7 protein-coding genes and 1 pseudogene are annotated in these 8,633 nt (G+C 68.7%); 4 read left to right on the forward strand and 4 right to left on the reverse strand.

Annotation, left to right across the window (positions count from 1 at the left end):
• Window positions 1–13: 13 nt before the first annotated feature.
• Window positions 14–490: an Lrp/AsnC family transcriptional regulator gene (locus ACODRX_RS10575; RefSeq protein ID WP_488871449.1), complete on the reverse strand. Its 477-nt coding sequence runs from the start codon at window positions 488–490 to the stop codon at window positions 14–16.
• An 87-nt stretch (window positions 491–577) separates the two neighbouring features.
• Here ACODRX_RS10575 and ACODRX_RS10580 point away from each other — a divergent pair, with 87 nt between their 5' ends.
• Window positions 578–2,638 (forward strand): aminotransferase class V-fold PLP-dependent enzyme, encoded by a 2,061-nt coding sequence (locus tag ACODRX_RS10580; protein WP_488871450.1) that lies wholly within the window; start codon window positions 578–580, stop codon window positions 2,636–2,638.
• Between the two features lie 70 nt (window positions 2,639–2,708).
• Here the strand turns inward: ACODRX_RS10580 and amt are convergent, their stop codons facing one another.
• The 3 genes from amt to ACODRX_RS10595 are packed head-to-tail and all read right to left on the reverse strand — an operon-like array spanning window position 2,709 to window position 5,471.
• Window positions 2,709–4,337, reverse strand: a complete 1,629-nt coding sequence (amt, locus tag ACODRX_RS10585) for an ammonium transporter (RefSeq protein WP_488871451.1) — start codon at window positions 4,335–4,337, stop codon at window positions 2,709–2,711.
• Window positions 4,338–4,358: 21 nt separating this feature from the next.
• Window positions 4,359–4,697, reverse strand: coding sequence for a P-II family nitrogen regulator (locus ACODRX_RS10590; protein WP_488871456.1), 339 nt, complete (start codon window positions 4,695–4,697; stop codon window positions 4,359–4,361).
• 24 nt (window positions 4,698–4,721) lie between these two features.
• Window positions 4,722–5,471: a TorF family putative porin gene (locus ACODRX_RS10595; RefSeq protein WP_488871457.1), complete on the reverse strand. Its 750-nt coding sequence runs from the start codon at window positions 5,469–5,471 to the stop codon at window positions 4,722–4,724.
• Between the two features lie 262 nt (window positions 5,472–5,733).
• Here ACODRX_RS10595 and ACODRX_RS10600 point away from each other — a divergent pair, with 262 nt between their 5' ends.
• The 3 genes and pseudogenes from ACODRX_RS10600 to ACODRX_RS10610 all read left to right on the forward strand — a co-directional run.
• Entirely contained in the window at window positions 5,734–7,269 is a 1,536-nt protein-coding gene (locus tag ACODRX_RS10600) for a YifB family Mg chelatase-like AAA ATPase (protein WP_488871452.1), read from the forward strand.
• Between the two features lie 208 nt (window positions 7,270–7,477).
• A complete protein-coding gene (locus tag ACODRX_RS10605) occupies window positions 7,478–8,092 on the forward strand; it encodes a TetR/AcrR family transcriptional regulator (RefSeq protein WP_488871453.1) in 615 nt (204 codons plus the stop codon).
• Window positions 8,093–8,128: 36 nt separating this feature from the next.
• A pseudogene (locus tag ACODRX_RS10610) lies at window positions 8,129–8,633 on the forward strand (DUF2868 domain-containing protein); the annotation flags it as partial.

Genomic DNA, 8,633 nt, shown 5'->3' on the forward strand with positions numbered 1-8,633 from the left:
CCACGGGCCCTGCTCAGGGAATATAGGACAGCGGCAGCGCGGTGGTGAACTTCAGCTCCTCCATCGCGAAGCTGGAGGACACGTCGAACAGCTGGGTGTCGGCAATCAGGCGCTTGTAGACCTTGTCGTAGGCCGCGATATCGGGCACCACCACGCGCAGCAGGTAGTCCACGTCGCCGCTCATGCGGTAGAACTCGACCACCTCGGGTATGACCTGCACCGTGGCGCAAAAGCGCTCGAACCATTCCTGGCTGTGGGTGCTGGTGCGCACCGCGACGAAGACGGTCACGCCGACATTCACCTTGTCGCGGTCCACCAGCGCCACCTGGCGCTTGATGACGCCCGCCTCCTTGAGCCGCTGGATGCGGCGCCAGCACGGCGTGGCCGACAGGCCGACCTGCGCCGCCAGATCCGCGACCTGGGTCTCGGCATCGGCCTGAAGCAGCTCCAGCAGCTTGCGATCAATAGAATCCAGTTTTAGTTTTTGCATGAATATTGGAATTTAATTCCAAACATAATGCCATAACCAGCTGATTTTGCATGCGTATGCCCTGCCATGGTCCGGACAATTGGCGCCATGGAAATCTATCTCGACGCCAATGCCACCACCCCCGTGCTGCCCCAGGCCCGCGCTGCCGCGCTGGCGGTGATGGCCGATACCTACGGCAACCCCAGCAGCATCCACGGCAGCGGGCTGAAGGCCCGCGCACTGCTCGACGAAGTACGCGCCGCCGCGCGCCGCGTGCTGGCGGTGCCAACCGGCCAGCTGCTCTTCACCAGCGGCGCGACCGAGGGCATCCAGACCGCCGTGCTGTCGGCGCTGAGCGCGCTGCGCCGCCGCAAGGATGCGGGCGAGGCGGTGGCGCTGCAGCTGCTGTACGGCGCCACCGAGCACAAGGCGGTGCCCGAGGCGCTCAGGCATTGGAACGCGGTGCTGGGCCTGCACCTGCCGATGCAGGCGATTGCGGTCGGCACCGACGGCCGCCACGACCTGGACTGGCTGCGCGCGCAGGCGCCCTCGGCGGGACTGGTCTGCACCATGGCCGCGAACAACGAGACCGGCGTGGTCAGCGACCTGGACGGCATTGCCGAGGCGCTGCGCGGCAGCCCGGCGCTGTGGCTGGTCGACGGCGTGCAGGCGCTGGGCAAGCTGGCGCTCAAGCCGATCGAGCGCGGCATCGACTACGCGCCGTTTTCCGGCCACAAACTCTATGCGCCCAAGGGCATAGGCATGCTTTACGTGCGCGAGGGCGCGCCGTTCACGCCGCTGCTCGCCGGCGGCGGCCAGGAGGGCGCGCTGCGCGCCGGCACAGAGAACATGGCAGGCATCGCGGCCCTGGGCGCGGTGCTGCAGGCACTGCAGGACGGCAGCACCTTCGCCGACGCCGCCACACTGGCCGGCCACCGCGGCCGACTGGAGTCGGCCCTGCGCGATGCATTCGCCGGGCTGGTGTTCAATGCGCCGCCGGCGCTGAGCCTGCCCACCACGCTGAATTTTGCGGTGCCGGGCCTCAGCTCCAGGCTGCTGCTGGACCTGTTCGACGCCGCGGGCCTGCGCGTCAGCGGCGGCTCGGCCTGCAGCGCATCGAAGGCACAGCCCAGCTATGTGCTCGAGGCCATGGGCCTGCCCGCTTGGCAGACCGCAGCCGCGGTGCGCATGTCCTTCGGCGCGGCCGACCCGACAGCGATGATCGACGAAGCCTGCACCCGCATCCGCGCCTGCGGTGCCGCGTTGCGCGCCAACTGCCTGGTAGAGACGCCGCAAGCCACCGAGCACGGCACGGCCCCGCTGCTGACGCGCTTTGCCGTCGATGGCGCCTGCTGCTACCTGGTGGCCGACGCCGCCAGCCAGCGCTGCGTGGTGATCGACCCGCTGCCCGAGCTGGTCCCGCGCCTGGCGCAATGGGTGCGCTGCCGCGGCTTCACGCTGGCCGCGGTGCTGGGCACACGCAGCCATGGCAGCCACCAGTCTGCCGCGCACGAGCTGCGCGCGGCCGTGCCGCCCGAGCTGCAGGACGCAGGCCCGGTGGACGCGCTGGGCTGGCCCGAGGGCGCCATGCAGATCGAGATGGGCGCCTGCCCACTGGCGCGCCTGGCGCTACCCGACGCCACGGCCTACCTGCTGCACGAAGGCGACGGCCTGCGCTTCGCCTTCATGGGCGACAGCGTGCTGCCGGGCCCGCTGGAGCAGGCCGTTGGCCCGCGCACGCTGCTGCTGCCGGCGCACGATCCTGACAACCGCTTCGCCAGCACCCTGGCCTGCGCGGACACCGCGGCGCAGGCCAGCCAGTCGCAGCGGCTCGAGCTGCCGCCCGGGCAAGCGCAGGCCCTGCTGCAGGCCAGCCCGGCGCCGCTGCTGGTGGATGTGCGCGAGCCCTACGAGCAGCAGCTGGGCGGTGCCCTGGCGCTGGATGCGGACAGCGGCCGCACCCAGGCGGTGCCGCTGTCGGGCCTGCTGAACGCGCTGCCGCAATGGCTGGCGCTGCCCGCCGAAACACCGGTGATCTTCTACTGCCGCAGCGGCAACCGCAGCGCCCAGGCCGCCCGCGCGCTGCGGCGCCTGGGCCACGGCCAGGCCTTCAGCCTGGCAGGCGGCCTGGCCTTGTGGCCCCAGCCAGGCACCGCCGGCGCCATCTAAGAAAACACCAAAAAAAAGCCGGCCGGGTTCGTCACCCGTCCGGCCCCCAAGGAGTAAGCAAGCAAACTGATCAGCGGCTGTAGGCCACTTCGCCATGCGAGCTGATGTCGAGGCCTTCGCGTTCGGACTCTTCCGAGACCCGCAGGCCCACCAGCATGCCGGCCAGCTTGTAGGCGATGAAGGACACCACGCCCGACCACACGATGGTGATCAGCACGCTCTTGACCTGCACCCACACCTGCGCGGCCATCGCATAGTTGGCAGGCTCCTGGCCGCCCAGGCCCGAGGCGCAGAACACGCCGGTGAGGATGGCGCCGACGATGCCGCCCACGCCATGCACGCCGAACACGTCGCAGGTGTCATCGGCCTTGAGCAGGCGCTTGAGGCCGCTCACGCCCCACAGGCAGACGATGCCGCAGATCAGGCCCATGACGATGGCGCCCATCGGGCCCACGAAACCGGCGGCCGGCGTGATCGCCACCAGGCCAGCCACCGCGCCCGAGGCCGCGCCCAGCATCGAGGGCTTGCCCTTGTGCAGCGCCTCGCCCAGCAGCCACGACAGCGTGGCGGCGCCGGTGGCGACGATGGTGTTGATGAAGGCCAGGCCAGCGATGCCGTTGGCTGCACCGGCCGAGCCGGCGTTGAAGCCGAACCAGCCCACCCACAGCAGCGATGCGCCTACCATGGTCAGCGTCAGGCTGTGCGGCGCCAGCGCCTCGCGGCCGAAGCCGATGCGCTTGCCCAGCACATAGGATCCCACCAGGCCGGCCACGCCGGCGTTGATGTGCACCACGGTGCCGCCAGCGAAGTCCAGCGCGCCATCCTTGCCCAGCAGGCCGCCGCCCCAGACCATGTGGGCGATCGGCACATAGCTGAAGGTGAACCACAGCACACCGAACACCAGCACGGCAGCGAACTTGATGCGCTCGGCGAATGCACCCACGATCAGCGCCACCGTGATGGCTGCGAACGTGGACTGGTAGGACACGAAGGCGAACTCGGGCACCGTGGGCATGGGGCCGGACAGCGTGTCGGGCTTGATTCCCATCAGGAAGGCCTTGCTCAGGCCGCCGAAGAAATTGCCCTCGCCCGCGAAGGTGAGCGAATAGCCGTAGATGGCCCACAGCACGGTGATGAGCGCGAAGATGGTGAACACCTGCGCCAGCACCGAGAGCATGTTCTTGGCGCGCACCAGGCCGCCGTAGAACAGCGCCAGGCCGGGAATGACCATCAGCGTCACCAGCATCGCGGACGTCAGGATCCACGCCGTGTCGCCCGCGCTCAGCGTAGGAGCGGCGGCCGGCGCGGCCTCAGCGACGGCCAGCGTCAGGGCCACGACGCGGGCGGACTCGGGGTCGCCCACCTTCTCAACCTCGTCGGGCTTTTTCAGGACGATGCTCTCGTCGGGCACGCCGGCGGCCTTGAGCGCCGCGGCCACCGCCAGGGCACGGTTCTTGGCCAGCTCGGCATTGGTTGCGGCATCGCCCGACGTATCGGTATAGCCGGACACCAGCACCTTGGCATCCTTGGTGGCCTTGAGGTAGTCGGCCACCTGGCCGATCGCGGCGCCCGCGTCGGCGGGCAGCTCGGACTTGCCCAGCTCGAAGCTCAGCTTGGCCTCGGGAAAATCAGCCGCCATGCCCACGCGCACCGTCAGCAGCAGCGCGAGAAAAGTGATGATCGAAATAAATTTTTTCATGATCCTGGTTCCTCCGCACGCTCAGAGCGCCTCGTTGCCGGTCTCGCCGGTACGGATGCGCACCACTTGCTCCAGCTGCGCGACGAAGATCTTGCCGTCGCCGATCTTGCCGGTGCGCGCCGCGCCCTCGATGGCCTCGATCACCCGGTCCACCAGCTCTTCGCTCACCGCCACCTCCAGCTTCACCTTGGGCAGGAAATCCACCACATACTCGGCGCCGCGGTACAGCTCGGTATGGCCCTTCTGGCGGCCAAAGCCCTTCACCTCGCTCACCGTGATGCCGTTCACGCCGATGTCCGACAGCGCTTCGCGCACCTCGTCCAGCTTGAAGGGTTTGATCACGGCGGTCACCATCTTCATGGTCATGATGTGCTCCTCAATGGATTAGAAAGTCTTGTTCAGCGCCACAATGGCGCGGCCCTTGTTCACCCAGCCGAAATAGCTGCGCTTGTTGGCGCCCACCCAGGCGGCGCTGAGCGCGAAACCGTCGCCCAGGTCGTAGGCGCCGCCCACGCTGTAGTCCACATAGTTGGGCACGCCCAGGTCCTTGATGTCGCTGGAAAAGCGCGTATAGCCAAGCGCCAGCTTCAGCGTCAGCTTCGGCGCGACCTCTTGCGCGTAGGCCACGTTCAGGTAGCCGGTGTTGCGCCCCTTGGACGAGCCGTCCACCTTGTTGCCGGCCCAGCCGAAATAGTCCTTGGACACGGTGTGCGAGTATTTCACCGTCAGCGGGCCATAGGTGCCGGCGCCGTACACCTCGGTGGTGTTGCCGGTGGTGTTGCCCGGGTACACATAGGTCAGCAGGCCCACGTCCCAGTCCACATCGGCGGCCTTGAACTTGTAGCCGCCGTAGAAATCCATCTCGACCTTGTTGTTGTCGAGCCAGTTCACCATCGAGTTCCAGTTGCCCACGTAGAAGCCCGACTCGCCGAACGAATAATCCACGCCGCCCTGCAGCGCCGGCTTGATGACCCGCGCATGCGCGGTATTCTGGTCCTGCCCGCGGAACTTGTAGTTCGTGGTCAGCCCCAGGTTGGCCGACCATTGCGCGCTGGCCGCCATGGGCGCCAGCGCCACCAGGGCGGCCAGGGCCCAGCGCTTGCCGGAACGTTCATCACTGTGCAACTTCGCCATCATTCACCCCTTTGCATCGTCTTGCTTGGATAGCGGTTGCAATGCACGTAGCGTGCCATTTGCAACAAAATATGCCAGTAGCGCCCACTCCACTTCCACCAACAGCTATCAAATTTGCAATCCCGCGATATCTACCGCCATCACCCTCTTGCCAGCGCGCGGGTTCTTGCCCATGCTTGCACGCTGCGGTGCACCAACAAGCACCGGCCAAATTGCACCAACATGGTGCAATTTGGCATGGCAAAAACAAAGAGAGGGCAATATGAGTCTCGCAATGGTGCAAAGCCGGGCGCTGGCCGGGCTGCAGGCCCACGCGGTTTCGGTGGAGGTGCATCTGGCCAACGGCCTGCCCAACTTCACGCTGGTGGGCCTGGCGGAAGTAGAGGTGAAGGAGGCGCGTGAGCGCGTGCGCTCGGCGCTGTCCAACAGCGGGCTGGAGTTTCCGCACAGCAAGCGCATCACCGTCAGCCTGGCTCCCGCCGACCTGCCCAAGGATTCGGGGCGCTTCGACCTGCCGATCGCCATCGGCATACTCGCGGCCAGCGGGCAGATCGATGCCACGCGGCTCGCGCACTACGAGTTTGCCGGCGAATTGTCGTTGTCGGGTGCGCTGCGGCCGGTGCGCGGCGCGCTCGCCGCCAGCATGGACCTGCACCGGCGCAGCCTGCCGGTGCGGCAGGTGCTGCCGCCGGGCAGCGCCGAAGAAGCGGCCCTGGTGCCCGGCGCCGAGGTCTACCGCGCCAGCCACCTGCTCGACGTGGTGCGCCACTTCGCGCTGCATCCGCCTGGCGAGGATGCCCCTGCCGAAGGCTGGCAGCGGCTTGCACCGCCAGCCAGTCTGCCCGCAGGCGAGCATCCCGACATGGCCGACGTCAAGGGCCAGGCCAGCGCCCGGCGCGCGCTGGAGATCGCCGCCGCCGGCGGCCACAACCTGCTGATGCTGGGCGCGCCCGGCGCAGGCAAATCCATGCTGGCGCAGCGCTTTGCCGGCATCCTGCCGGCCATGAGCGTCACCGAGGCGCTGGAAAACGCCGCGCTGCACAGCCTGGCCGGGCGCTTCGATCCCGCGCGCTGGGGCCGGCGCAGCACCCAGGCGCCGCACCACACGGCCAGCGCCGTGGCCCTGGTGGGCGGCGGCAACCCGCCCCTGCCGGGCGCAATCTCGCTGGCGCACCAGGGCATACTCTTTCTGGACGAGCTGCCGGAGTTTCCCCGCGCCGCGCTCGAAGCGCTGCGCGAGCCGCTGGAGACCGGCCACATCACCATCGCCCGGGCCGCACGGCAGGCGCAGTTCCCGGCGCGCTTCCAGCTGATCGCCGCGATGAACCCCTGCCCCTGCGGCTTTCGGGGCTCGCGCCAGCGGGACTGCCGCTGCACGCCCGACCAGGTGGCGCGCTACCAGTCGCGCATCAGCGGCCCGCTGCTCGAGCGCATCGACCTGCACCTGGAAGTCGCGCCGCTGCCGCCGCACGAGCTGCTGCGGGCACCGGCCGGGGAGCCGTCCGCCGCGGTGCGCGCGCGTGTAGTGGCGGCGCGCGCGCTGGCACTGGCGCGCCAGGGCACGGACAACCAGCAACTGCAGGGCCAGCGGCTCGATGCGCACCACCAGGCCGAGCCCGCCGCGCTGGCGCTGCTGCAAAACGCCGCCGACCGGCTCGGCTGGTCGGCGCGCAGCGTCCACCGCGCGCTGCGCGTGGCCCGCACCATTGCCGACCTGGCTGGCGCCGAGCGCATCGCCGCCAGCCATGCAGCCGAGGCGGCACAGTACCGGCGGGCATTGCTGCACGGTGCGGATTGAGCATGTTGCCTGCAAGCGCTTGGTCTGCTTTGCCGCGCGCCGCCAGCCCAGCCTTCATGGTGCATGCTGACCTGGCCAGCTTCCATATGCAGCAGCAAACGTAAGCGACCATTTCGCCCCCGGGAAAACATCCCCCTACAATCAGTCCTGCCTCACCCTTTATTGGCTAACATATACCTAACTAACGATCAATCGAACAAGGGTACCGATGGCCAGAAAACCTGTCACAGTCGCGACCGACACCCGCGAGAACCTGCTGCACTACGCGGCCAAGATGCTGGGCGCCCATGGCTACGCGGCCACCACCATGCGCGCGATTGCCGAGCAGGCCGGCATCGAGGCAGCCAGCATCTACTACCACTTCTCGTCCAAGGAAGACCTGGTCGAGCATGTGATGGCGCATGGCGTGGAGCGCTTCGAGCAAACGCTGCAGGCCCACCTGCAGGCCCTGCCCGCCGGCGCCGATGCCCGCCAGCGCTTCGAGGCCGCGGTCGCCGGCATCCTGGACGGCTTCGTCAGCAACAGCGACTTCGCCGCCGCCAACAGCAAGCTGCTGGGCCAGCTGCCAGAAAAGCTCCAGCGCCAGCAGGACAAGCGCCACCAGCAGCACCGCAAGATCTGGGACAGGCTGCTGCTGGAGCTGCAGGCCGAGGGCCACCTGCGGCCCGACGTGGACCTGGGCCTGTGCCGCGTGTTCATCCTCGGCTCGGTGAACTACGCCCAGGCCTGGTACAACCCGCGCAAGGGCTCGATCGCGCAGGTCGCGAAACAATTCTGCACAGTTTTCTTCGAAGGCATGTCGCCGGTCAACGTGCCCGCCTGACACGGCCCTGGCGCGCCGGCAGGCACAATAGCGGGCATGAGACCAGATGCCGTTCGCGACATCGTGCTGGCCTATGCCATCGAGACTGCCGCACCTTCGCCCGCCCTGCCCTCGCCCGAGCGCTGCCAGGCCATCACCGCCGATACCCTGCACGCGCTGGGCTCCGAGCCGCCTGCGGCCGGCGGCGCCAGCGCGGCCTCGCCGCGCTTCCAGGCCTTCGTGCAACAGCGGGCGGCGCGCATCATCCAGGCCAGCGAACTGCCCGCCGACGTGCGGCAGGTGTGGCGGCAAAGCGCCCGCCTGGCCCCCTGGGTGCCGCTGGCCATCGTGGCCGGCGCGCTGCTGGCGGGCTTTGCCGGCCACCGCATCGCCGACCCGCACCGGGTGAACCTGCTGTCGCTGCCGCTCCTGGCCCTGCTCGCCTGGAACCTGCTGATGTATGCCTGGCTGCTGCTGCACGGCGGCTGGGCCTGGCTGCGGCGCACCAGCGCCGCGCCCGTGCCGCTGGCGCCCACGGTGCCGGCGGGCGCCGATGCGGCGG

This window comes from Comamonas sp. FG99 (assembly GCF_057808605.1).

Excerpts from the sequence above, each read along its gene's own strand:
- ACODRX_RS10575 (WP_488871449.1), bottom strand. The coding sequence starts at position 490 with ATGCAAAAACTAAAACTGGATTCTATTGATCGCAAGCTGCTGGAGCTG.
- ACODRX_RS10580 (WP_488871450.1), top strand. The coding sequence starts at position 578 with ATGGAAATCTATCTCGACGCCAATGCCACCACCCCCGTGCTGCCCCAG.
- ACODRX_RS10600 (WP_488871452.1), top strand. The coding sequence starts at position 5,734 with ATGAGTCTCGCAATGGTGCAAAGCCGGGCGCTGGCCGGGCTGCAGGCC.
- ACODRX_RS10590 (WP_488871456.1), bottom strand. The coding sequence starts at position 4,697 with ATGAAGATGGTGACCGCCGTGATCAAACCCTTCAAGCTGGACGAGGTG.
- amt (WP_488871451.1), bottom strand. The coding sequence starts at position 4,337 with ATGAAAAAATTTATTTCGATCATCACTTTTCTCGCGCTGCTGCTGACG.
- ACODRX_RS10605 (WP_488871453.1), top strand. The coding sequence starts at position 7,478 with ATGGCCAGAAAACCTGTCACAGTCGCGACCGACACCCGCGAGAACCTG.
- ACODRX_RS10595 (WP_488871457.1), bottom strand. The coding sequence starts at position 5,471 with ATGGCGAAGTTGCACAGTGATGAACGTTCCGGCAAGCGCTGGGCCCTG.